Source organism: Achromobacter sp. UMC46 (genome assembly GCF_014170335.1).
Taxonomy (GTDB): Bacteria; Pseudomonadota; Gammaproteobacteria; order Burkholderiales; family Burkholderiaceae_B; genus Achromobacter.
This window is the reverse complement of the sequence record NZ_LZZS01000005.1, coordinates 66,426-90,004: the sequence shown is the minus strand read 5'-3', so window position 1 is coordinate 90,004 and position 23,579 is coordinate 66,426. Positions and strand designations below refer to the sequence as shown.

General features: G+C 66.6%; 17 protein-coding genes and 1 pseudogene. 9 read left to right on the top strand and 9 right to left on the bottom strand.

Annotated features, from left to right (window positions below):
• Nucleotides 1-106 precede the first annotated feature (106 nt).
• The 3 genes from A9973_RS08100 to A9973_RS08090 form a co-directional block, all read right to left on the bottom strand.
• Nucleotides 107-703 (bottom strand): C40 family peptidase, encoded by a 597-nt coding sequence (locus A9973_RS08100; protein WP_183013266.1) that lies wholly within the window; start codon nucleotides 701-703, stop codon nucleotides 107-109.
• A gap of 213 nt (nucleotides 704-916) precedes the next feature.
• A complete protein-coding gene (locus tag A9973_RS08095; protein WP_255469087.1) occupies nucleotides 917-3,052 on the bottom strand; it encodes a TonB-dependent receptor in 2,136 nt (711 codons plus the stop codon).
• A gap of 81 nt (nucleotides 3,053-3,133) precedes the next feature.
• The gene (locus tag A9973_RS08090) at nucleotides 3,134-3,487 is read right to left on the bottom strand and encodes a hypothetical protein (protein WP_183013265.1); all 354 of its coding nucleotides are present in this window, start codon (nucleotides 3,485-3,487) and stop codon (nucleotides 3,134-3,136) included.
• Between the two features lie 149 nt (nucleotides 3,488-3,636).
• Between A9973_RS08090 and A9973_RS08085 the strand changes: the two genes are divergently transcribed.
• Nucleotides 3,637-5,136: an AMP nucleosidase gene (locus A9973_RS08085; protein WP_370539462.1), complete on the top strand. Its 1,500-nt coding sequence runs from the start codon at nucleotides 3,637-3,639 to the stop codon at nucleotides 5,134-5,136.
• Between the two features lie 132 nt (nucleotides 5,137-5,268).
• Nucleotides 5,269-6,828, top strand: coding sequence for an amino acid permease (locus A9973_RS08080; RefSeq protein WP_183013264.1), 1,560 nt, complete (start codon nucleotides 5,269-5,271; stop codon nucleotides 6,826-6,828).
• 28 nt (nucleotides 6,829-6,856) lie between these two features.
• Here the strand turns inward: A9973_RS08080 and A9973_RS08075 are convergent, their stop codons facing one another.
• A complete protein-coding gene (locus tag A9973_RS08075; RefSeq protein WP_183013263.1) occupies nucleotides 6,857-8,023 on the bottom strand; it encodes an FAD-binding oxidoreductase in 1,167 nt (388 codons plus the stop codon).
• A gap of 25 nt (nucleotides 8,024-8,048) precedes the next feature.
• The gene (locus A9973_RS08070) at nucleotides 8,049-8,981 is read right to left on the bottom strand and encodes a YicC/YloC family endoribonuclease (RefSeq protein WP_183013262.1); all 933 of its coding nucleotides are present in this window, start codon (nucleotides 8,979-8,981) and stop codon (nucleotides 8,049-8,051) included.
• Nucleotides 8,982-9,090: 109 nt separating this feature from the next.
• On the opposite strand from A9973_RS08070, the gene rph reads away from it, so the two are divergent.
• Nucleotides 9,091-9,825 carry a ribonuclease PH gene (rph, locus tag A9973_RS08065; RefSeq protein ID WP_370539461.1) on the top strand — a complete coding sequence of 245 codons (735 nt, stop codon included), beginning with the start codon at nucleotides 9,091-9,093 and terminating at the stop codon, nucleotides 9,823-9,825.
• 79 nt (nucleotides 9,826-9,904) lie between these two features.
• Here rph and A9973_RS08060 read toward each other — a convergent pair whose 3' ends face one another.
• Entirely contained in the window at nucleotides 9,905-11,287 is a 1,383-nt protein-coding gene (locus tag A9973_RS08060; RefSeq protein ID WP_183013261.1) for an MmgE/PrpD family protein, read from the bottom strand.
• Nucleotides 11,288-11,300: 13 nt separating this feature from the next.
• A complete protein-coding gene (locus A9973_RS08055; RefSeq protein ID WP_183013260.1) occupies nucleotides 11,301-12,461 on the bottom strand; it encodes an acyl-CoA dehydrogenase family protein in 1,161 nt (386 codons plus the stop codon).
• Between the two features lie 175 nt (nucleotides 12,462-12,636).
• Here A9973_RS08055 and A9973_RS08050 point away from each other — a divergent pair.
• A pseudogene (locus A9973_RS08050) lies at nucleotides 12,637-14,124 on the top strand (methyl-accepting chemotaxis protein); the annotation flags it as partial.
• A gap of 165 nt (nucleotides 14,125-14,289) precedes the next feature.
• Here the strand turns inward: A9973_RS08050 and A9973_RS08045 are convergent.
• Complete coding sequence (locus A9973_RS08045) at nucleotides 14,290-16,125, bottom strand: EAL domain-containing protein (RefSeq protein WP_183013259.1); 1,836 nt, start codon at nucleotides 16,123-16,125, stop codon at nucleotides 14,290-14,292.
• A 166-nt stretch (nucleotides 16,126-16,291) separates the two neighbouring features.
• On the opposite strand from A9973_RS08045, the gene rdgB reads away from it, so the two are divergent.
• From rdgB to ntrC, 5 genes are all read left to right on the top strand, one after another.
• Nucleotides 16,292-16,915 (top strand): RdgB/HAM1 family non-canonical purine NTP pyrophosphatase, encoded by a 624-nt coding sequence (rdgB, locus tag A9973_RS08040; RefSeq protein ID WP_183013258.1) that lies wholly within the window; start codon nucleotides 16,292-16,294, stop codon nucleotides 16,913-16,915.
• A gap of 34 nt (nucleotides 16,916-16,949) precedes the next feature.
• Complete coding sequence (gene hemW / locus A9973_RS08035) at nucleotides 16,950-18,170, top strand: radical SAM family heme chaperone HemW (RefSeq protein WP_183013257.1); 1,221 nt, start codon at nucleotides 16,950-16,952, stop codon at nucleotides 18,168-18,170.
• Nucleotides 18,171-18,354: 184 nt separating this feature from the next.
• A complete protein-coding gene (gene glnA / locus A9973_RS08030; protein WP_169269442.1) occupies nucleotides 18,355-19,767 on the top strand; it encodes a type I glutamate--ammonia ligase in 1,413 nt (470 codons plus the stop codon).
• 192 nt (nucleotides 19,768-19,959) lie between these two features.
• Nucleotides 19,960-21,024: a nitrogen regulation protein NR(II) gene (gene glnL, locus A9973_RS08025; protein ID WP_105558240.1), complete on the top strand. Its 1,065-nt coding sequence runs from the start codon at nucleotides 19,960-19,962 to the stop codon at nucleotides 21,022-21,024.
• Complete coding sequence (ntrC, locus tag A9973_RS08020) at nucleotides 21,024-22,517, top strand: nitrogen regulation protein NR(I) (RefSeq protein WP_183013256.1); 1,494 nt, start codon at nucleotides 21,024-21,026, stop codon at nucleotides 22,515-22,517. The genes glnL and ntrC overlap by 1 nt, the downstream gene beginning before the upstream one ends.
• Before the next feature lie 42 nt (nucleotides 22,518-22,559).
• On the opposite strand, the gene A9973_RS08015 is transcribed toward ntrC, so the two are convergent.
• Nucleotides 22,560-23,474 carry a LysR family transcriptional regulator gene (locus tag A9973_RS08015; RefSeq protein ID WP_183013761.1) on the bottom strand — a complete coding sequence of 305 codons (915 nt, stop codon included), beginning with the start codon at nucleotides 23,472-23,474 and terminating at the stop codon, nucleotides 22,560-22,562.
• Nucleotides 23,475-23,579: the final 105 nt, after the last annotated feature.

Genomic DNA, 23,579 nt, shown 5'->3' with positions numbered 1-23,579 from the left:
ACGAACGGCCTGCGGCGGGAGGTTCCCGCGGCAGGCTCTGCAAGTTTCCCCAAGAAAGGCGCCCCGGCAGGCGCCTTTTTTCCGCCTGGACTTGCCGGTACGGCCGTTACCGGGACGCTTGGGCCAGCATTTGGCCCTGCGTCGTATCCAGGTAGCGCCGCGCGCCGACGTAGCGCTTGGTCCAGTAGGGATTCTTCATTTCATCGACACGCACCTTGGTGCCGCGGCGCGGCGCGTGGACGAACTTGTTTTGGCCGATGTAGATCCCGACGTGCGAGGTCACGCCGCGTCCGCGCGTGGCGAAGAACACGAGGTCGCCCGGGCGCAGCTCTTTCTTGTTGGACACGGTTTCGCCCGAGGTCCGCTGTGCGCGGGCCGTACGGGGCAGTTCGAGCCCGGCGATTTCGCGGAACACGTACAGGACCAGTCCGCTGCAATCGAAGCCTTCGGCGTCGTCGCCGCCCCAGCTGTAGGGGGTGCCGATGGCGTCCAGGCCTGCTTGCACGACGCGTTCACGCAGAGTGGGAACGGTGGGCTCTTGCGCCAGGCGCAGGCCGCTGAGCGACGGGCGGGCTTGTTCGGAGGGAATGGACGCCTGGGCGGCGCCGGGGATCCAGGAGAGGGTCAGGGCCAGAAGCGGGGCTGACAGGAAAACGGGAATGCTGAAATTGGCAATTCGGACTTTTCGCGTGGGCGGAGTCATTACGTCACTTCAAAAATCGGAGTGGGCGGCATGGCTTTGCCCTGAGGGGGCAAGCCGGCGGAAAGGGCGCATCCAGCGCGCGCACGCCCTGGATGCTCGCAAATTATAATGGAATAAAGTTTCATTACATTTGTAGTGCAATGCAGCATTATTCCGCCGCCGCCGTTACGCGCCCCCCGGGGCGAAACGTAACGGCGGTGGCGGATCGACCCGTCAGAAGCTGCCGCGCAAGCCGACCATCACCGCGCGCCCGCCTTCAGGCGCGACATCCCGCAGTACCGAGGTCGCGTAGCGGATGTCCTGGTTGGTCAGGTTGATGCCGCGCACATACGCCTGCCACTGCACCCCGGTTGCCTTGAAGCGGTAGCCGGCATTCGCGTCCAGGCTGTAGTAACCGGCCGTAGAGGTGTCGTTGGCCGGATGATCGTGCTGGGCGAACGCTTTGGAGACGCTGACGCCCGCGCTGTAGGGGCCATAGCCGTAATCCAGTGCCACGCGCAGGCGCAGCGGCGGAATGCGGGGCAGGGACCGTCCGGTGTCGCGGTTGCGCGAGATCGTGTAGTCGCCCGAAAGGCCCAAGTCCAACGCGTGGCCGTCGCGCTGCAGGATCCGGGTCACGTTCTCGGCCTCCAGGCCGTACAGGCGCGCCGGGACGCCCTGGTAACGGGCCTCGGGCAGGGCGCCCTCGTCGCCAGCGGCCACGAGGTCGCCGTCGTCATTGCGGTAGCGCCCGGTATTCGTTTCCGCCAGGTAGTTGGCAAAGCTGCTGTAGAAGACGCCTACGCTGCCATGGTCATTGCCGTCCTTGTAGCGCAGCGACAGATCGCCTGACCATGCGCGCTCTTTGCCCAGATTCTGGTCGCCGACCAGATACTGGCCGGTGGCGGCGTGGGGGCCGTTGGCGTAGAGCTCGTAGAAGGTGGGCGCGCGTTCGGTGTAGGCGCCGTTGGCCGCCAACGACCAGACCCGGGTCAGCTGGTAGATGCCGCCCAGCGAGAAACTGCCGGCCGTGACGCTGCGGCGGGCTGAATCGTCGAACCGGTCATTGCCGCCTGCGTTCGGGCTTAGCCGCGTGTAGTCCATGCGGGCGCCCGCCGACAGCGTCAGGCGTTCATTCAGGTTCCATTCCTCCAGGGCGAAGAGCGCGGCGGAATCGGTGTCGGTGGTGGGGACCAGCGCTTCGTCGCCCAGCGCTGAAAAACGCGTCTGCCCCAGTTGCAGCCCGACCACGCCATGCAGCGGGCCGATGTCCGCGTGCCGCGCCTCGATGCGCGCCTCATAGCCGCGGTTCTTGAATACCGTGCCGGTCTCGCCGTCTTCGATTTCCTTGTGCTGGTAGTCGGTGTAGGCGAAATTCAGCTTGATGCTCTGGAACGGGCCCGTCAGGTCACGCAGTTCGCTCGCGAAACCGAAGCGTTCCTGGTGCATCTTGATGCGCACGTCGGCTTCGGCGACCGAGCCGTAGTTGGCGTCGTAGCCGCTGTAGGACAGACCGGCATAGCCGTGTTCGCCGGTCCAGGACATGCCCAGCGCGCCGCCGCTGGCTTCGCCGTCGCTGTTGGGCAGCCGGCCGCGGGGCTGGTCGGCGTCCGGGCCGTCCGCAGCGCGCTGCGTGGCGGTGCGCGCATAGCCGGGGATCCGAAGGGTGCCGGTCTTGCGGCCGAAGACATCGGCATGGATGGCGAAGGCGCCGTCGCCGCCCTCCAGCTGCACGGCGCCGTTGCGGTCGTTGTTGGCGCCCCCGTAGCTGCCGCCCACGTCGCCGTGGATGCCGTCGATGGGTTCGGTGGGGATGCGGTTGTCCAGCGTGTTGACGACGCCGCCAATGGCGTTGCCGCCGTACAGCAGCGCGGCGGGGCCGCGCAGGATTTCCACGCGGTTGGTGGAAAGCGGGTCTTGCGGCACAGCGTGGTCGAACGACAACGAGGAGGCATCCAGCGTGCCGACGCCGTTGTTCAGCAAGCGGATGCGGTCGCCGTCCAGCCCGCGGATGATGGGGCGGCCGACCATGGGGCCATAGCTGGTGGTGGACACGCCGGGCAGTCCGTTCAGCGTTTCGCCCAGGTTGGAGCCGCGCCGCAGGTCCAGTTCCTGGCCTTGGAGCACGGTGGTGGGCGACGCCACCGCGTCGCTGCCCAGCGGGTTGGCGGTGATGACGACAGGCGACAGCGTGGCGGTGTCGGGGGCGCTCTGCGCGTGGGCGGCGCCGAGTAGCGCAAAGGGCAGGGCAAGCGGCAGGGCGCAAGCGCAGGCCAGCGCCAGCGGGCGCAGGGCAAAGACGTGCTGGACCGAGGCGCGAGAGACGCGCAGCGGGGCACGATCCCCGGTGGGGACGATCGGGAAAATCATGGTGGGCAATCCAGGGGGCCGGCGACAAGGCTGGCGAATGAAATCGGACGCCGCCGGAAAAAGCGGCAAAAACGGCGGATTTCAGGCCTGGATCGGCGGGGCGCGGGTTTGGAACCAGGTGCCGCCGATGGTGGCGGCGCCCGCGGGCAAGTGGGCGACAGGCGCCGCATGGACGGCGTGTCCGCTCATCCACGCGAACGACGACGGAAGCGTCGCGTCCAGCACGTCCCACAGCTGGCAAAGGTCGCAGTGCCCCAGCTTTTCGTGCGCGTGGGCGTCGTCCTGGCTGGCGGCGGGGGCCTCGCCCAGATGCGTCAAGGCGTGGCGCAGGCTGCCCATCGGCGCCAGCAGCAGGCTGGCGGTCAGCCAGGCAAGCACGGCCCAGCGCGCGAACAGCGGCTGAGTGGCGTGGCGGAGGCCTGGCAGGAGCGGCATGGAGAACGGGGAAAACGGCCAAAAACGGAATGATATATTGTTTCTATATCATTGGCGATGGCCGGGCCGCGCAGGCGTGCCGGAATATGACGCTTCATCTGCGGCGCGCTCGGGCATAATCGGCAGACAAGAAAGCGGAGTAAAGCTCAATGATGAATGCAGTCCACCCTTTGTCGTCGATGAACCGGCCTGACGCCATGCCCTTTGAACCTTTCCTGGATGCCCAGGCGGCGGTGGACCGGCTGGCCGAGATCTATGCGCGCAACACGGCATTCCTGCGCGCCGCGTTCCGCGAGGTCCTGAACGGCACCGGCAACGGCCGAGAACGCGCCCGCGCCTACTACCCGGCGATCCGGATCGTGGTTGAGACCTACGACCCGATCGACACGCGCCTGTCCTACGGCCACGTGGCCGAGCCGGGCATCTACCAGACGACCGTCACGCAACCCGAACTGTTCCGCGACTACCTGATCGAGCAGGTCGGCCAACTGCTGCAGAACCACCGCGTGGCGGTGGAAGTTGGCGAATCCGATTCCCCCATTCCGCTGCACTTCGCGTTTCCCGAAGGCGCCTATGTCGAAGGCGAGCACCTGGAGGCCCTGAAGCGCCCCTTGCGCGACCTGTTCGACGTGCCGGACCTGGCCGTGACCGACGACGCGATCGTCAACGGCTCCTGGCGCGGCAAGGAAGGCGAACCCAAGCCGCTGGCGCCGTTCACCGCCCAGCGCGTCGACTATTCGCTGCACCGGCTGCAGCACTACACCGCGACCGCGCCGGCGCATTTCCAGAACTTCGTGCTGTTCACCAATTACCAGTTTTATGTAGACGAGTTCTGCGCCCGCGCCCGTGCGCTGATGGCCAGCGGCAACGAAGACTACGAAATGCTGGTCGAGCCCGGCAACCGGATTACGCGCCGCGGCGAAAACGGGCCGGGCGACGAAGGGCAGATCGCCCGTTTGCCGCAGATGCCCGCCTACCATCTGGTGCGTGGCGACCACTCGGGCATCACGCTGGTGAACATCGGCGTGGGCCCGTCCAACGCCAAGACCATCACCGACCACATCGCCGTGCTGCGCCCGCATGCCTGGCTGATGCTGGGCCACTGCGCCGGCCTGCGGGATTCGCAACGGCTGGGCGACTACGTGCTGGCGCACGGTTATGTGCGCGAAGACCACGTCCTGGACGCCGACCTGCCCACCTGGGTGCCCGTTCCGGCGCTGGCCGAAGTCCAGGTGGCGCTGGAGCAGGCGGTGGAAGAAGTGGCGGGCCTGTCCGGCTGGGACCTGAAGCGCATCATGCGCACTGGCACGGTCGCCACTATCGACAACCGCAACTGGGAACTGCGCGACCACGTAGAGCTGGTCGAGCGCTTCGCGCAGTCTCGGGCGATCGCGCTGGACATGGAGTCGGCCACCATCGCTGCCAACGGGTTCCGCTTCCGCGTGCCCTATGGCACGCTGCTGTGCGTGTCCGACAAGCCCCTGCACGGCGAACTGAAGCTGCCCGGCATGGCCAGCGTGTTCTATCGCCGCCAGGTCAACCAGCATCTGGAGATCGGCATCCGGGCGCTGGAGCGCTTGCGCGGCATGCCGCCGGAGCGGCTGCATTCGCGCAAATTGCGCACCTTCATGGAAACCGCTTTCCAGTAGCTGGATCCGTCCCCGACGCCCCGCGATTTTTCGCCGCAGGGCGGTTTGCGCTATCCTCGCGCGTTGCCCGGTAATCCCAAGGCATCCGCAGCGCATGACACGGGTGCCTTCACGACGTGAAGGAAAAGCATTTTGGCACCATCGGAACACGATGAACGCCGCGCAGGCGGCACGCGCGAAGCGAAGGCGGGGCAACCGTCCGAGCTGCGTCGCACCCTGTCCGCGCGCCACCTGACCATGATCGCGGTAGGCGGGTCCATCGGGACCGGCCTGTTCGTGGCCTCGGGGGCGACGATTGCCAAAGCCGGTCCCGGCGGCGCGCTGCTGGGGTATGTGCTGATCGGGGTGATGGTCTATTTCCTGATGACCAGCCTGGGTGAACTGGCCGCCGCAATGCCGGTGTCGGGCTCGTTCTCCACCTATGGCGCCCGCTACGTCGAAGACGGATTCGGCTTCGCGCTGGGGTGGAACTACTGGTACAACTGGGCGGTCACCGTCGCGGTGGACCTGGTGGCCGCGCAGCTTGTCATGGCGTACTGGTTTCCCGATGTGCCCGGCTTCTACTGGAGCGCGTTGTTCCTGGCGATCACCTTCGGCCTGAACGCCATGTCCGCGCGCGGCTTCGGCGAAGCCGAGTTCTGGTTCGCGCTGATCAAGGTGGTGGCCGTGCTGGGCTTCGTGGCCATGGGCGTGATGATGCTGCTGGGCATCATCCGCGGCGGCGAAACCGGCGGCGTGGCCAACTGGACGGTCGGCGACGCGCCGTTCGCCGGCGGCTTCGCGGCGCTGATCGGCGTCGCGATGGTGGTGGGCTTTTCGTTCCAGGGCACTGAACTGATCGGCATCGCCGCGGGCGAATCCAAAGACCCGGCGCGCAATCTGCCGCGCGCGGTGCGTCAAGTGTTCTGGCGCATCCTCCTGTTCTACGTCATGGCCATCCTGGTGATCGGCCTGTTGATCCCCTATACCGATCCGCATCTGCTGCGCAACGAGGTCGAGGACATCAGCGTCAGCCCGTTCGCGCTGATCTTCGAACGCGCCGGCCTGCTGGGGGCGGCGTCGGTCATGAACGCCGTGGTGCTGACGTCGGTGTTGTCGGCGGGCAACTCGGGCATGTATGCGGCGACCCGCATGCTCTACAGCCTGGCCCGCGAAGGCAAGGCGCCGCGCATTTTCGGCCGCATCTCGCGCAACGGCGTGCCGCTCTGGGCGCTGCTGGCGACGACGGTGGTGGCGGCGCTGTGCTTCTTCACGTTCATCTTCAGCCCGAACGCGGTCTACATCTGGCTGCTGAACACGTCGGGCATGACGGGCTTCATCGCGTGGCTGGGCATCGCCATCAGCCACTACCGTTTCCGCCGCGGCTACGTGAAGCAGGGCCACAATCTGGCCGATCTGCCGTATGTGTCGCCGTTCTTCCCGTTCGGCCCGATCTTCGCCTTCGTGCTGTGCCTGGTCATCACGCTGGGCCAGAACTATCAGGCCTTCCTGCAGGACCGGATCGACTGGGGCGGTGTGGTGGCCACCTATGTGGGCATTCCGCTCTTCCTCTTGATCTGGCTGGGATACCGCTTGGCGCGCGGCTCGCGGTTCATCAATTACCGCGACATGCGCTTCCCGGACGCGCGCGCCCGCAGCCAATACCTGGATTCGGCCCTGCGCGGCGAACCCGCGGCGGGCGAAGTCCGCTAAGCCTCCCTCTGCGGGAGGCGGGCATCACTCAGATGATGTTCTTTTCCCGCAGCGGGCGGTTGTCCAGAATGCGTTGGAACGACAGGGGCGACAGGTCCAGGCTGCGGTATTCGCCGTGGGCCAGCAGCTCCGCGATGCCGCGCCCAGCGGCGGGCGCCTGCTGCAAGCCGTGCCCCGAGAAGCCGTTGACGAAGTACAGGTTGGGGCAGTCGGGATGGGCGCCGATGATGGCGTTCTGGTCGAACAGGTTCATCTCGTAGTAGCCGGCCCATGCGCTTTGGACGCGCACCGCCTCGAACGCGGGCACACGCTGGGCCAGCAGCGGCCACACATGGGCATCGAACGCCTCGTGCTGCGCGTCCAGCGGCAAGTCGTCCGCATCGTCAGACGGGTCGGGCGCGAAGCCGCACAGGAATCTTCCGCCTTCGGGACGGAACCAGATGCCCGACGGGTCGATCAGCAGTGGGCAACGCGGCAGGTCTTGCGGGCAACTGAAGCTGAACACCGTGCGGCGCCGCGCACGCACCGGCAAGTCGATGCCGGCCCAGTGGGCCACCCGCGCCGCCCAGGGGCCGGCCGCGTTGACGACGGCGTCGCAGGCCAGCGCCGCGCCCCGGTCGAGCCAGACGCCGTTGATCCGGGCACCGTCTCGCAGCAGGCCCACGGCCTCGCCGCGCACGTAGCGCACGCCTTGCGCGATGGCCTTCTTGCGCAACGCCTGCATCAGCCCATAGCCGTCGAACCAGCCTTCTCCGGAAAGGCCCAGCGAGCCCAGCGCCAGGTCGGCGGTATGCAGCCAGGGAAAACGCGCGCCCAATTCGTTGGGCTGCAGCAGGGCGACGTCCACGCCGTGCGCGACCTGAGTCGCGTGGTTTTCACGCAGCGCGGCGCTGCCGGCCGGGCTGGCCAGATACAGGTAGCCGGGTTCAGTAAGGCCAACGTCGGGGGCGGGATCGTCGACGTACAGCGTCGTGCCCAGTGCGCGAAGAAACGCGATGCCGGCCTGCGACATGCCGATATTGACCGGGCTTGAGAACTGCTGGCGGATCGAGCTGGCGGACAACGCGGATGAGGCCCGCGCGTAGGTCGGATCGCGTTCAATCACCGTGACATCGAACGCGCCGGGCACCCGGCTGAGGAAGTAGGCAACGGAGCTGCCCACGGCGCCTCCGCCAATGATGACGACACGTTGCATGGGCCGGCTTCCGCGCGTAGCGTGATTACTCGATGTTCTGGGCTTGCTCGCGCATCTGCTCGATCAGCAGCTTCAAGTCCATGGCGGCGCGGGTGACTTCCATGCTGCCCGCCTTGGAACCCAGCGTATTGGCTTCGCGGTTCATTTCCTGGAACAGGAAGTCCAGGCGCTTGCCGGCGCTGCCTGCGTTCTTCTTGCCGGAGGCGGACTTGCCGCCGCCGTCGGTCAGCAGGTGGCGCAGCTCTTCCAGGTGCGAACGCAGGCGCGACAGCTCTTCCGCCACGTCGATGCGCAGCGCGAACAGGTTGGCTTCCTGCGACAGGCGTTCGGACAGCTCGGCGCCGGAGATATGGGTGAAGCCGCCGGGGAAGGCGGATTCCACGCTTTCGCGCAGCTTGGTCGCCAGCTTGTCGCGGTGGTCGGACAGCAATTGAGGCAGGTGGGCCTGCACGATGTCGACGACGCGCGCCACGCCGTCCGCGCATTCGCGCATCATGCCGGCCAGGCGTTCGCCTTCGCGGGCACGGCCTTCCTGCAATTGCGTCAGCGCCTGCTGACCGGCCTGCAGGCAGGCGGCGCCCCAGACTTGCGGGTCAAGCGCGTCGTTGCCGCGCTGGCCGGGCCAGTTGAACAATTCCACCAGGCGGGGCGGCGCGATGTCGGGGACGATGCGGCGGGCGGCCTGAAGCTGCTCGGCCAGGCTTTCCAGCCAGGCGGGGTCCAGCTTGGACAGGTCGGTGCTGGCGTTGCGGGTGAACGAGACCCGGATTTCGACCTTGCCGCGCGCCAGATTGGCGGTCAGCAGCTCGCGCAGCGGCGTTTCGACGTGGCGCAGTTCGTCGGGCAGGCGGAAATACAGGTCGAGGAAGCGGCTGTTGACGCTACGCAGTTCGATGGCAAGCGTACCTTGCTCGAGGTCTGCGCGGGCGTTGCCGAAGGCGGTCATGCTGCGGATCATGATGGGCGTTTCCTGGTGATATATCGCGGCAGGATACTCCAAGCGGGGATTTCCTGCGGCCCCAGCCCGTACAATGCCGCGGATCAACGTTCCTGTCTGGAGTCTGCCTGTGACCACTACGCCCATCATCGCCCGTCCGTCCGGCCGCGCCGTCGACGAACTGCGGCCGTTCGCCCTGGAACGCGGCTTTACGCGCTACGCCGAAGGGTCGGTGCTGGTGAAAGCCGGCGACACCCACGTGCTGTGCACGGCCAGCGTGCTGGAGAAGGTGCCGCCGTTCCTGAAAGGCAAGGGCGAAGGCTGGGTCACGGCGGAATACGGCATGCTGCCGCGCGCCACGCACACGCGCGGCGACCGCGAAGCCGCTCGCGGCAAGCAAAGCGGCCGCACGCAGGAAATCCAGCGCCTGATCGGCCGCAGCCTGCGCGCCGTGTTCGACATGAAGGCCCTGGGCGAACGCACGCTGCACCTGGATTGCGATGTGCTGCAGGCCGACGGCGGCACGCGTTGCGCCAGCATCACCGGTGCCTGGGTGGCGGCGGCCGATGCCGTGGCCTTGCTGATGAAGCGCGGCGACCTGGCCGTCAACCCGATTCGCGACGCCGTCGCGGCGGTGTCGGTCGGGCTGGTGCAAGGCCGCTCGGTGCTGGACCTGGACTATCAGGAAGACTCGGCCTGCGATGCCGACGTGAACGTCATCATGACGGGCAGCGGCGCCTTCGTCGAAGTGCAGGGCACGGGCGAAGGCGCGACCTTCACACGCGCCGAACTGGACACGATGCTGGTGTTGGCCGAAGGCGGCATCGCCAGCCTGGTGCGGGCGCAACGCGCGGCGCTGGCCTGACGCGGGGGCCTTCCCGCCACGAAAAAACAGCCGCTGAAAAGCGGCTGTTTTGCATGGAGCGTACAGAACAGGCCGGAAGCTAGGCCGCCTGGCGCGACAGCAGGGCGTCCACTTTGGCCACGTCCTCCAGCGCCCAGATCGTGCCGATCAGCGCGCGCAGCTCCGGCTCCGTGGCGGCATCCGCGTAGCGTCCCAGGCTCAGCGTCTTGTCTTCGATTTCGGGGCGGCTTAGCGTGTTGCCCGGGTCGCCTTTGGGTTCGTCCACGCGGCCGTGCACCGTGCGGCCGTCGCGGGTGGTGACGGTGACCTTGCCGATCCAGCGTTGCGGATAGGCGCTGTCGACTTCCTCGTCCAGCACCATTTCTACCTTGCCGCGGAAGTCGGCCACCGCCGGGTCGTCGAGTCCGGCGTCGAATTCGGCCAGCCCGGCGCGCCCCTTGCGCGCGATCAGCGCCAGCACCGTGCCCATCGAGAACTTGGACTGGTGCACGGTCTGCGGATTGACGACCGGGCCCAGCACATCGATGGCGCCCTGATGCACGTGGGCCACGACGCGCGCCACATCCGCTTCCGTAAGCTGGTTGTCGCGCAGCGCCTGCTGCAGCGCGTCCGCGGCCGGGTGCGTATGGCGGCAGGACGCGTGGAACTTGAACGAGGTTTCGGCCAGCGCCCAGCGTTCGCCCAGACGGTCGCAGAGTTTGGAGGGATCGGCGTCGGTGGACATGCCGGCCGCCATGCCTTGCGGGCCTTCCAGGATGTGGCGGGCGCCGGTGAAGCCTTCGCGGGCCAGGTAGGCGGCGGTGATGCCGTCGGCGGCCGCCTTGGCGGTGTGCAATTGCTTGGAGTCGGCGGCGTCGCGCAGGAATTCCCACAGGCCGGCGGCCTGGGTGCCGGCCGAACCCAGCGCGTGCAGCATCTGCTCCGGGGACAGCTTGAGCAGGCGGCCGGTGGTGACGGCGGCGGCCAGCGTGCCTGCGGTGCCGGTGGTGTGGAAGATCTTGTAATGCGAGCGGCCCAGAAATTCGCCGACGCGGATGCCGACTTCGTAGCCCGCGACGGCGGCCGTCAGCAGGTCGCGGCCCGAACTGCCCAGCGCTTGCGCCACGGCCAGCGCGGGCGGAAAGACCACGGCGGCGGGGTGGAACACCGAACCGTTGTGGACGTCGTCCTGTTCCACCACGTGCGCCGCGGCTGCATTGACCATGGCGGCGAACATCGGCGAGGTGCGGCGGCGCGTGATCAGCACTTCGCTGGGGCCGTCCGCCGGGCCCATGGCGGCGGCATAGCGGTCGATGGCCTGCACGGCGCGGGCGGAGGCCCCGGCCAGGATCGAGGCCAGGCAATCCAGAAGCAGGTCTTCGGCGCGGCGCAATACCGGCGCCGGGATGTCTTCGTAGCGCAGGTTGGCGGCGAAGGCCGCGAGCTCGGCGCTGAGGTGGGGAGTGTCTTTGGCTGCGTTCATGGGCGTGGTGGGATCAGAAGGAACGGGGCAGGCCCAGGATGTGTTCGGCGACGTAGGACAGGATCAGGTTGGTGGAGATGGGCGCCACCTGATACAGCCGCGTCTCGCGGAATTTGCGCTCGACGTCGTACTCGTTCGCGAAGCCGAACCCGCCATGGAACTGCAGGCAGGCGTTGGCGGCTTCCCAGGACGCGTCGGCGGCCAGCAGCTTGGCCATGTTGGCCTGGGCGCCGCAGGGCTGGTGGGCGTCGAACAGCCGGCAGGCCTCGTAGCGCATCAGGCTGGCGGCCTCCACGTTGATGTGGGCGCGGGCGATCGGGAACTGCACGCCCTGGTTCTGGCCGATGGGCCGGCCGAACACCATGCGCTCCTTGGCGTAGGCGGTGACCTTGTCCACGAACCAGTACCCGTCGCCGATGCACTCGGCGGCGATCAGGGTGCGTTCGGCGTTCAGGCCGTCCAGGATGTACTTGAAGCCTTTGCCTTCTTCGCCGATCAGGTTTTCGACGGGGATTTCCAGGTTGTCGAAGAACAGCTCGTTGGTCTCGTGGTTGACCATGTTGGGGATCGGGCGGATCGTCATGCCGTGCTTGACGGCGTGATGCAGGTCCACCAGGAAGATCGACATGCCCTCGGACTTGCGGGTGACCTGGTCCAGCGGCGTGGTGCGCGCCAGCAGGATCATCAGGTCGGAATGCTGCACGCGCGAGATCCAGACTTTCTGGCCGTTGATGACGTAGCGGTCGCCACGGCGCACGGCGGTGGTCTTGATCTTGGTGGTGTCGGTGCCGGTGGTGGGTTCGGTGACGCCCATGGACTGCAGGCGCAGTTCGCCCGCTGCGATGCGGGGCAGGTATTCGCGCTTCTGGGCTTCGGAGCCGTGGCGCAGCAGCGTGCCCATGTTGTACATCTGGCCGTGGCAGGCGCCCGAGTTGCCGCCGCTGCGGTTGATTTCTTCCATGATGACCGACGCCTCGGTCAAGCCCAGGCCTGAACCCCCATATTCCTGCGGAATCAGCGCGGCCAGCCAGCCGGCTTCGGTCAACGCGCGGACAAAGTCATCGGGATAGCCGCGTTCTTCGTCGATCTTGCGGAAATACTCGGCCGGGAATTGGGCGCAAAGATCGCGCACGGCTTCGCGGATGTCCTGGTAATCGTGGGAGGCGTGAGGCATAGGGCTGCTGTAGGAAGGAGGGAAATGGTTCGGTACAGCATCGAATGTGCCGCAAGGGCGGGGCGCTGCCAATTCACAATTCCTTAATACGGGGTTCCTGTTCGCAAAAGCGCAGTTTCATGACGGGCGTTCGTCATGCGTCTGCCCAGGTTGTGTCAAGAAATTGCCAAACTGGATGTCCATAATCCGATGCACTGCGCCTCTGGCGCCAGGCTATATACGGATGGATATGCGGAAAAATCTCAGGGTCACCACGGCGGTATCGGCCATTCTGGCGTTGTTTGTGGTGCTGTTCGCGGCGGCGGCGGCAGCGGGCATCGCGGTGCTGCGCGACAACCGGGCGGATATCGAGGCTTTGGGCCGCGGCAGCATCGAACGGGCCAGCGACCTGGCCGACATGACCAGCCGCCTGTTTCAGGCGCGCGCGGCGTTGACCGACGCCAAGACGGGCATGGAAGGCGGGCTGGAAGCGGCCCGCGACGAATCCCTGGCCCAGGCGGACACGTTGCTCAAGCAGGCCGGCGCCAGCCTGGCGCGCCTGCGCGCCAACCCCGATGCCAGCACGGAAGGCGGTCCGCTGTTCGAACAGGTGCTGAAGGCCTACTCCGGGTTCGCCGAGCAGACGCTTGTGCCCATGCAGAAGGCGATCCAGGGCTGGAACGGCATCGAAGTCAACCGGCTGGTCGACAAGGTGCTGCCCGCCAGCGGCGCGGCTTACGTCAAGCAGGCCGATGCCTATCAGACCTATTCGCGCCAGCAGGGGCAGGCCGCGGTGGCCGGCGCCAGCCAGACGCTGGAACGGGTGATCCTGGTCGCGGCCGGCGTGCTGGGCGTCGTGCTGTTGCTGGCCGGGCTGATCCGGCTGGCGTTCCGCCGCAGCATCCTGCGGCCGCTGAACGAGGCCGGCGCGCACTTCGACCGCATCGCCGACGGCGACCTGACGGGCGCGATCGCCATGCGGGGCGACAACGAAATCGGCGTGCTGTATTCGGCCATGCGCCGCATGCAGACCGGCTTGTCGGCCGCCGTGGCCTCGGTGCGCCAAGGCGTCGAGGAAATCCACACCGGATCGGGCGAGATCGCCGCAGGCGGGGCGGACATGTCCGACCGCACGGCGCGGCAGGCGGGTTCGCTGCAAGAGGCCGCGGCCAATATGACCCAGTTGGCGCATACCGTCCAGATGACCGCCGGCAACGCGGATCAGGCCAGCCGGCAGGCGGAAAGCGCCACCCGGCTGGCGCAGCGCGGCGGGCAAGCGGTGGACAAGGTCGTGCAAAGCATGCAGGGCATTGCCGACAGCGCGCGCCGCATCGGCGAAATCGTCGGCGTGGTGGACAGCATCGCCTTCCAGACGAACATCCTGGCGCTCAACGCCGCAGTGGAGGCGGCGCGGGCTGGCGAGCAGGGCAAGGGTTTCGCCGTCGTGGCGGGCGAAGTGCGTTCGCTGGCCCAGCGCAGCGCGCAGGCCGCCCGCGAGATCAAGGGCCTGATCGAGGATTCGGCGTCGCGGGTCGAGGCGGGCGTGCGCCAGGTGAACCTGGCGGGCGACACCATGCGCGACATGGTGCTGTCGGTCGACCGGGTGACGCAGATCGTGGCTGAAATCTCCAGCGCCACGGCCGAGCAGGCCGTGGGCATCGCGTCGGTGAACGACGCGGTGGCCGATATCGAGCGGTCCACGCAAGAGAACGCGGCGATGGTGGAACAGACCGCGGCGGCCGCCGCCGCGCTGGAGATCCAGGCGCAAGGCCTGCGCCGTGCGGTAGCGGTATTCCAGATCGCCCAGGCGGCGCAGAACGCCGCCGCCGTGCAGGCCTCGGCCGGCCAGCTAGTCGGCCAGTTGGGGCAGGGCGCCGCCGGTGTAGCGTTCGATCACCAGCGACAGGTTCCCATGCTTGACCTTGTGCTTGACATGGGCGGCAGCCGACGCGATGTCCTCCGGGCGGATGCGCTCGCATAAGGACGGGGTGACGGTGAGGGCGCCCACGCCCAGCGTCACGAAAGGGAAGAAGCGCGGCACGCCATAACGGTCTTCGGCTTCGATGCCCCCGTTATCGCGGCCCTGGTCGTCGTACAGGTCGATGGCCTGTTCATTGAACTCGGCGATGATGCGCTGCACCCGCTGCATCCAGTCCAGGCTGCGGAACAGCACCACGAAGTCGTCGCCGCCCACGTGCCCCACGAAGTCGCGCAGCGGGTCGCAATGGCGTTTGACGACTTCGGCGGTCAGCATGATCATGTCGTCGCCGCGCCAATAGCCGTATACGTCGTTGAATGGCTTGAAGTTGTTGAGGTCGCCGTAGCAGATCGTGAAGTCGGCGGCATCTTCCAGCAGGGTGGCGATGTGCCGGCTGATGGGGATGTTGCCGGGCAGGGACGTCAGCGGGTTGGCGTAGCGCGCCGCTTCGATCCGCATCTCGGTCACCGAACGCACCAGGGTTTCGCCGGTGGCCAGTCCGTCGTAGCGGCCGTCCCGCGTAATGATCAAGCCATCCATCAGGTAGCGCTGGTCTTCGGAGATCAGCACATGGCTCAACTGGTCGATCGAGACGTTCAGGTCCACCAGCACCGGTTCGCCGTTCATGAAGGTGGAGCAGGCGTCGCGGCCGAACAGCTCGCGCGTATAGCGTTGCGCATAGTGTTCCGAGAAGTCGCGCCGGTTGATGATGCCCACCGGGCGGTTGTCGCCGTCGACGACCGCGACGGCGTGCATGTTCTTGTGCTCGATGAACAGCCGGTGCACATCGTCGTTGGTGTGCATGTTCAGCAGCGCGGCGGGCGCTTCCACGCGCAGGCTGGCGGCGGTGCCGCCGGTGGCGCGCTGCGACAGCGGGGCAGGGCTGCGCACCCGCAAGGAATCGCGCAGCGGGGCGGTCAGCTCGGTCAGCAGGGTTTCCTCGGGCCGGCCCAGGAACCAGCCTTGCGCGTACCGGATGTCCAGTTCGCGCACCACGGCCAGGTCTTCCGCGGTTTCGATGCCCTCGGCGACGATGGCCGTGCCCAGGTGCTGCGCCACCTTCAGGATGGCCCGCACCATGTTTTGCTTCCGGTCGCTTTGGCCGATGCCGTCGAAGAAATAGCGGTCGATCTTGACCAGGTCGGGCTGCATTTCGGACCATAGCTGCAGGTTCGAATTGCCTACGCCGTAATCGTCCAGCGCAATGCGCATGCCGCGTTCGCGCAGGCACGCGAACGCGCTGCCGAGTTCGCCCATGTGGTCCGACAGCGGGTCTTGCTCGGTGAGTTCGACGATGATGCTGGACGGCGGCAGCGTGCAATCCTTCAAGAGGCGCAGCGGCATGTCGTCCCCCCACAGGGTCCAGTAATGGATCAGCGCCGACCCGGACAGGTTCAGGAACAGCTTGCCGGCCGCCTCGTTGTCTTGAAAGCCTTGCGCGCCGGCCCGGAAGCTGGCCAGTTCCAGCTGCGGATGCAGTCCCTGGCGGCGCGCCTCGGCGAACAGGGCGTCGGGAAAGTGCAAGGCGGTGTCGGCGGGGCCCCGGATCAGGCTTTCATGGCCGTAGATGCGGCTATGCGACAAGTCGACGACGGGCTGGTAGCGGGGCCGCAGCAGCCGTTCCTGCAGGATGCCGGCCAAACCGGCGGGAGCGGGCGCGTCGCCCGGGGTGGTGTGGGGCGCGGGTACCGCGGCCGTCCGGGGCATAGCGTGAAAGGGGGTCATCGCCGGCTAGGTCAGATACGATCAGTGACAAGATCGGTATGTTGACGACCGAATATGTCGGCCTTGTTGCGACACGGTTCGACATGTCATCTTCAGGCGGAGCGGCATCGTATCAAGCCGCGATTCGATCGCCTATACAATTTGCCCCATGACTTCCCCCAAGATTCCCGATTCCCTGCGCCGCATCGTGCTGGCGTCCAACAATGCCGGCAAGTTGCGCGAGTTTTCCGCCTTGTTCGCTCCTCTGGGCATCGAACTGGTGCCCCAAGGCGAGCTGGGCGTGCCCGAAGCCGAAGAGCCCCACGTCACCTTCGTCGAAAACGCCCTGACCAAGGCGCGCCACGCCAGCCGCCTGACGGGGCTGCCGGCGTTGGCGGACGATTCCGGCCTGTGCGTGGCCGCGCTGGACGGGGCGCCGGGGGTCTATTCGGCCCGCTACGCCAAGATGCACGGCGGTGAAAAATCCGATCTGGCCAACAACGCGCTGCTGACGCAAAAGCTGGCCGGCCAGGCCGACCGCCGCGCCTGGTACGTTGCCGTGCTGGCGCTGGTGCGCTCGGAGAACGACCCGTGCCCGATCATCGGCGAAGGCCTGTGGCACGGCGAGATCATCGACCAGCCTGAAGGCGCGAACGGCTTTGGCTACGATCCCCATTTCTATCTGCCCGATATGGGGCTGACCGCCGCGACGCTGGACGCCGAGGAAAAGAACCGGGTCAGCCACCGGGCCCGCGCGCTGCGCGAGCTGCTGAGCAAGCTCAGCCACGCTTGAGGAGAGCGCCTCCGCGCCCGCTCCAGGAAACCGCATGTCCATCACCATCCCCATCCGCAACGACCTGGGCGCCACGCCCGGGCGCCGGCTTGTGCCGGCCGGCGCCACGCTGACCAGCCTGCCGCCGCTGTCTGTCTATGTGCACGTGCCTTGGTGCGTGCGCAAATGCCCTTATTGCGATTTCAATTCCCACGCCGCGCCCGGCGAAATCCCCGAGCGCGCCTATCTGGACGCCTTGCGCAGCGACCTGGAACAGGCGCTGCCGTCCATCTGGGGCCGTCAGGTCGTCTCCGTTTTCATCGGCGGCGGCACGCCCAGCCTGCTGTCGTCAGCCGGCCTGGACGAATTGCTGGCCATGCTGCGCGCCTGTCTGAACGTCTGGCCGGATGCCGAGATCACCATGGAGGCCAACCCCGGCACCGCCGAGGCCAGCCGCTTCCGCGATTACGCCGCCAGCGGCGTCACGCGTTTTTCGCTGGGCATCCAGAGTTTCGACGACGCCCAATTGAAGAAGCTGGGCCGTATCCATGATGCCGAGCAGGCCCGGGCCGCCATCGGCATGGCCCAGCGCGCCGTCTCGCGTGTGAACCTGGACATGATGTTCGCCTTGCCCGGCCAGACGCTGGACGCCTGTGTGGCGGACTTGCGCGAGGCCATCTCGTTCGGCACCGAGCACTTGTCGCTGTACCACCTGACGATGGAACCCAACACCGTCTTCGCCAAGTTCCCGCCCGAAGACCTCCCCGACGACGACACCAGCGCCGCCATGCAGGACGCCGTAGAGTCCGAGCTGGCCGCGGCCGGCCTGGCCCGCTACGAAGTGTCGGCCTACGCCCGGCCTGGCGCGCGCTGCCGGCACAACCTGAACTACTGGGAGTTCGGCGATTACCTGGGCATCGGCCCGGGCGCGCACGGCAAACTGTCATTCCATGACCGTATCGTGCGCGAGGCGCGGCTGCGCAGCCCCGATTCCTGGATGCAGGCCGCGATGGCCCGCGACGGCAGCCATCTGGCCGAAAGCCGCCAGGTGGGCCCGGATGAGCTGCCTTTCGAATTCATGCTCAACGCGCTGCGGTTGAAGGACGGCGTACCCAGCACGGCGTTCAACGAGCGCACCGGTTTGTCGCTTGCGGCGATTGCGCACCAATTGGAGGCAGCCTCCAAACGGGGCCTGCTGGATGGCGATCCGACTCGCCTTGCGGCGACGCCCTTGGGTTGGCGGTTCCTGAATGACCTTCAGGAAATGTTCCTGTAGCGGAAATGCACCACAACGGGGCAATCGTGCCCCACTATTTGCACCAAAGTGGTGCTACATTTTTTCATGACCGTGCGGTCTTCCCCAGGGATTCCAGGGGGTAAAACCTGGCACGCTTATTGCTTCCCTCTTTTATGCCAGTCGAGAGGCAAAGCCCTCGACCTTTTTATCTAATGGAGATGACATGGCAAGCCCGAAAGACGTCCTGAAACAGATCGCCGATAACGAAGTCAAATTCGTGGATTTCCGCTTCACCGATACGGTTGGCCGTGAGCACCACGTGTCCGTGCCCACCAGCCAGATCGACGAAGACAAGCTGGAAAGCGGCCAGGCTTTCGACGGTTCGTCGATCCCGGGTTGGAAGGGCATCGAAGCTTCCGACATGCTGCTCATCCCCGATTGCTCGACCGGCAACCTGGATCCGTTCCGCGAAGAGCCGACCCTGATCCTGTCGTGCGACGTCGTCGAGCCGTCGGACCTGAAGGGCTATGACCGCGATCCGCGTTCGCTGGCCAAGCGCGCCGAAGCCTACCTGAAGTCCTCCGGCCTGGGCGACACCGCCTACTTCGGTCCGGAGCCCGAATTCTTCGTGTTCGACGGCGTGACCTGGAACACCGACATGTCGGGCACGTTCGTCAAGATCAAGTCCGAAGAAGCCTCGTGGTCCAGCGGCCAGGAATTCGAAGGCGGCAACACCGGCCATCGTCCCCTGGTCAAGGGCGGCTACTTCCCCGTTCCCCCGGTCGATTCGTTCCAGGACATGCGTTCGGAAATGTGCCTGCTGATGGAACAGATGGGCGTGCCGGTCGAAGTGCACCACCATGAAGTGGCCGGCGCCGGCCAGCTGGAAATCGGCACCAAGTTCAGCACGCTGGTCCAGCGCGCCGACTGGACGCAGATCGTCAAGTACGTCGTGCACAACGTGGCCCACGCCTACGGCAAGACCGCGACGTTCATGCCCAAGCCCATCGTTGGCGACAACGGTTCCGGCATGCACGTGCACCAATCCATCTGGAAGGATGGCCAGAACCTGTTCGCGGGCAACGGCTACGCCGGCCTGTCGGAATTCGCGCTGTACTATATCGGCGGCATCATCAAGCACGCCCGTGCCCTGAACGCCATCACGAACCCGGGCACGAATTCGTACAAGCGTCTGGTCCCGCACTACGAAGCCCCGGTCAAGCTGGCCTACTCGGCCCGCAACCGTTCGGCCTCGATCCGCATCCCCTACGTCGGCAACCCGAAGGGCCGCCGCGTCGAAGCGCGTTTCCCGGACCCCCTGGCCAACCCGTACCTGGCTTTCTCGGCCCTGATGATGGCCGGCCTGGACGGCGTCCAGAACAAGATCCACCCGGGCGACCCGGCCGACAAGAACCTGTACGACCTGCCGCCGGAAGAAGACGCAAAGATCCCGACCGTGTGCTCCTCGCTGGAACAAGCGCTGGAAGCCCTGGACGCGGACCGCGAATTCCTGACCCGTGGCGGCGTGTTCAGCAACGACATGCTCAACGCCTACATCGACCTGAAGATGGCCGATGTGAATCGTCTGCGCATGACCACGCACCCGGTCGAATTCGACATGTACTACAGCCTCTGATCGTTTAGAGGCTGTGGCGGGGGGGAGCGCGATGATGGTGGCAGATACCAGGGCCCACACCACGCGCACCACCAGGTCGCGGCTCGACGGTTTGTCCGCCAGGCGTCATGCCTGGCGGGCAGGGCGCCGGGTTCCGGCGCCGCCGTCGCGGGCGCGTTCCGCTTTCCCCCTGTCATTCGGGTACGTTGAAAAATGAATGTAGAAGCTCTCGATCTGCTTGCCACGTCCGTTTTCCTGGTCAACGAGCGCGGCCACATTGAATACGCCAACGCTGCCGCCGAAGATCTGTTCGGCCGCTCGCGCAAGCAACTGGGCGGGCACTCCGCTGCCACGCTGTTCGACACCCCAGAGAATATCCAGTCCTCCATCGACCGCGCCGCGGCTGGCAGGTACGCCGACGTCAGGCAATTGGCCTCGTTGCGCCGCGCCGCCGAATCCGTGGAAGTCGCCGTCACGACGGTCGGGCTGACGGGCCAGCGCTGGCCGGTGCTGATCGAAACCCGCGAAATCGAGCAGCGCGTCCTGGCCGACCGCAACCATCGGCTGGTCGACGAAATCGAGGCGCATCGCGAATTACTGCGCAACCTTGCGCATGAAGTGAAGAATCCCTTGGGCGGTTTGCGCGGCGCGGCGCAGTTGCTGGAAGCCGAACTGCCCAGCGCGGCCCTGGCCGAATACACCCAGGTCATTATTTCCGAAGCCGACCGCCTGCAGGCGCTGGTGGACCGCCTGAGCGGTCCGCAACGTGTGCCACTGAATGCGCGGCCGGTGAACATCCACGAGATCTGCGAGCGCGTCTGCGCGCTGATCCAGGCTGAATTCCGCAACGACGTCACCATCCTGCGCGATTACGACGCGTCGGTGCCCGATTTGAAGGGCGACGCCGCCCGTTTGATGCAGGCCGTCCTGAACGTCGCGCGAAACGCCGCGCAGGAACTGGTCGCGCGGCCCGACGGGCCGAAGACGGAGCCCGGCGTAGTGACCCTGCGCACCCGCGTGGCGCGCCAGGTCATGCTGGCCCACCGCCAGCACCGGCTGGCGCTGGTGCTGTCCATCATCGATAACGGTCCTGGCGTGCCGGACCATATCCGCGACCGCATTTTCCACCCGCTGGTCACGGCCAGGGCGGGCGGCACCGGGCTGGGCCTGAGCCTGGCCCAGGACTTCGTGCAACAGCACGGCGGCATCATCGAATTTGAATCCCGACCCGGGCGCACCGAGTTTCGCCTGGTCCTACCGATGGAGCCTGCACACTGATGAAACCCGTATGGATCGTCGACGACGACCAGGCCATCCGCTGGGTCCTCGAAAAGGCCCTGGCCCGCGCTGGTGTCCCCACCCGCAGTTTCTCCCAATCGGCCGACGTGCTGGAAGCGCTGTCGCGCGAAACGCCCGTCGCCTTGGTGTCCGATATCCGCATGCCCGGCGGCAACGGCCTGGAGCTGTTGCGCCAACTTAAAGAGCGCCATCCCGGCTTGCCGGTCATCGTGATGACCGCGTTCGCCGACCTGGACAGCACCGTGTCCGCCTTCCAGGGCGGCGCGTTCGATTACCTGGCCAAGCCGTTCGACGTGAACGAGGCGGTCGCGCTGATCCAGCGCGCGATGCAGGAATCCACGCAACCGGAAAGCCCTGAGGGGCAGGGCGAGGCCGCGCAGAACAATGAGCGCTGGATGATGACGCAATCGTCTTCCACCGCCATGCAGGAAGTGTTCCGCGCCATCGGCAGGTTGGCCCAGTCGAAGGTGACGGTGCTGATCACCGGCGAATCTGGCACCGGCAAGGAACTCGTCGCCCGCGCCCTGCACGGCCATGGCGTGCGCGCCAGTGGTCCGTTCGTGGCGTTGAACGCGGCAGCCATTCCGCGCGACCTGCTTGAAGCCGAACTGTTCGGCCACGAGCGCGGCGCGTTCACGGGCGCGAACAACCTGCGCCGCGGCCGCTTCGAAGAAGCGCATGGCGGCACGTTGTTCCTGGACGAAATCGGCGACATGCCGATCGAATTGCAGACGCGCCTGCTGCGCGTGCTGGCCGAAGGCAGCTTCTACCGCGTCGGCGGCGCGCAGCCCGTGCGCGTGGACGTGCGCATCGTGGCCGCCACCCATCAGCCGCTGGAGCAGCGTGTCGAGCAGGGCTTGTTCCGCGAAGACTTGTTCCACCGCTTGAACGTGATCCGGCTGCGCCTGCCGCCGTTGCGCGAACGCGTCGAAGACATCCCGGCGCTGGCGCAGCATTTCCTGACCGCAAGCGCCCGCACGCTGGGCGTGCCGGTCAAGCGCCTGACGCCTGAGGCGCTTGCCGTGCTGACCAAATTCGACTTTCCGGGCAACGTCCGGCAACTGGAGAACTTCTGCCACTGGTTGACGGTGATGGCGCCGGGGCAGACGGTCGACCGCCAAGACCTGCCGCCGGAAATCCGCGCGCTGGAACATCAGCAGCAGCCGGGTTCGTCCCCCCTGCGTCCCGCGACGCCGATGCCTGGCATCGGCACCGTGGTGCAGGCGCCGCAAGGCCTGGACGACGGCGCGCCGCGCAACTGGCAGGATTCTCTGCTGCGCGATGCGCAGTACCGCCTGGAACGAGGCGAACCGGCGGTGATGGCGACGCTGACGCGCCAGTTCGAAAAGATCCTGCTGCAAAGCGCGCTGGATGCCAGCCGAGGCCGCCGCGTGGAAGCAGCGTCCCGCCTGGGCATCGGCCGCAACACCATCACGCGCAAGCTGCGCGAGCTGGGGATCGAAGACGAATGACCGCTGGCGGCCAAGCCTGCGGGGCTTCCCGCGCGCCTGCCGTCAGCCCATTCCCAACAGGCTTTCGCACAACCGCGGCGATTTCAGCTTCTGCAGCCACCACTTCAAGGCTTCGCCCGGCGGCTCCGCACGCCAGGCGTACGCCACATGTTCCGTCAGGGACATGCCTTCATCCGTGTCACACACCACCAGCAGGCCCTGCGACAGGTAGGGCGCCGCCATGGTCAGCGGCAGGTAGCCGCAACCCAGGCCACGGACCTGCGCATCGATCTTGGCCTGCATGGACGGCATCACCAGCATCGCCTGGTCCGCCAGGATGCCGCGCGATTGCGGCGGCAGGTTGCGCGACGTATCCGCCACGACGACCGCGCAGTACTTCGTGATGTCGGCGCGGCTAAGGGGTTGCGGCAAGGACGCCAGGGGATGGTGCGCCGCGACGCAGAACCCGAATTGCGTCGCGCCGATCGCCTGCGACCGGTAGGGTCCCGTCGGTTCGGCGTTGGCGCCGGCGCCGATCACCAGGTCGGCGCGCCCCGCGGTCAGCGCATCCCAGTTGCCGCTCAGCACCTCGCTGGAAAAGCGCAGCGTGGTCGCGCTTTCAAGCGTCTGGAATTCGTCGATCAGATCGTATAGCGGCCGCCAAGGCAGCACCGCGCTGACGGCGATGCGCAGTTCGACCTCCCAGCCGGTGGCGATGCGCTTCACCCGGCAAGCCAGGTCATCCAGGGATTGCAGCACATGGCGCCCGTCCTTAAGCAGCGCTTCGCCCGCGGGAGTCAGCAACGCCCGGTGCCCGGACCGGTCGAACAGCAGCACGTCCAGGCCGTCTTCCAGTTTGCGAATCGAATAGGTGACTGCCGACGGCACTTTGCCGAGCTCGCGGGCAGCTTTGGCAAAGCTGCCATGGCGCGCGATGGCGTCAACCAGGATAAGCAATTCAGGGGTGATGGGCTGCATGACGGGGCGGGGCAAGGATATTCAAAAAAATTGAATGAGTTCGTCAAAATATAGCGCCAAATCCAAGGTTCGGCACGCGCAGAATATCACTCATGCAGGACGGGG